This window comes from Nostoc sp. 'Peltigera membranacea cyanobiont' 213 (assembly GCF_002245975.1).
Taxonomy (GTDB): Bacteria; Cyanobacteriota; Cyanobacteriia; order Cyanobacteriales; family Nostocaceae; genus Nostoc.
Window position 1 is genome coordinate 1 of sequence record NZ_NOLI01000377.1, and the last position, 1,028, is coordinate 1,028.

General features: G+C 51.9%; 1 protein-coding gene. It reads right to left on the bottom strand.

From position 1 onward, the window contains the following. A partial coding sequence (psbD, locus tag CDG77_RS35060; protein ID WP_094333674.1) for a photosystem II D2 protein (photosystem q(a) protein) occupies window positions 1-1,028 on the bottom strand: 1,028 nt, incomplete at both ends.

The window sequence follows — 1,028 nt, forward strand, 5'->3', positions numbered from 1 at the left end:
TCCTCAGGGAATACAAATTGTTCGTGGGGTTGATCTTGAGGAGCCATCCAAGCGCGGATACCCTCGTTCAGCAAAATGTTTTTGGTATAGAAGGTTTCAAACTCAGGGTCTTCCGCCGCCCGTAATTCTTGGGAAACGAAATCATAAGCCCGCAGGTTAAGTGCTAAACCGACGATGCCGACGGCACTCATCCATAAACCTGTAACTGGCACGAACAACATGAAGAAGTGTAACCAGCGTTTGTTGGAGAAAGCAATCCCGAAAATCTGCGACCAGAAACGGTTTGCCGTCACCATTGAATAGGTTTCTTCGGACTGGGTTGGATTGAAGGCGCGGAAGGTATTAGCTCCATCACCGTCTTCAAATAAGGTATTTTCAACAGTGGCTCCGTGAATAGCGCACAATAGCGCACCACCCAATACACCAGCAACACCCATCATGTGGAAGGGGTTGAGTGTCCAGTTGTGGAAGCCTTGCAGGAATAGCAGGAACCGGAAAATTGCCGCTACGCCAAAGCTGGGTGCAAAGAACCAGCTTGATTGTCCCAAGGGGTACATCAGAAATACACTGACGAATACTGCAATGGGAGCAGAGAAGGCGAGGGCGTTATAAGGACGGATTCCTACTAGACGCGCAATTTCAAATTGCCGCAACATGAAGCCAATCAAACCGAAGGCTCCGTGTAGGGCAACGAATGGCCACAAGCCACCCAATTGGAACCAACGGGTGAGGTCGCCTTGGGCTTCTGGCCCCCACAACAGCAATAGGGAATGTCCCATGCTGTCGGCGGGGGTGGATACTGCCACTGTCAAAAAGTTCGCACCTTCTAGGTAGGAGGAGGCTAATCCGTGGGTATACCAAGAGGTGACGAAGGTGGTGCCGGTCAGCCAACCGCCTAGTGCTAGGAAGGCGCAGGGGAACAATAGTATCCCTGACCAACCTACGAATACGAAGCGATCGCGCTTGAGCCAGTCGTCGAGAACGTCAAACCACCCTCTACTGGGGGCGCGTCCAACTGCGATGGTCAT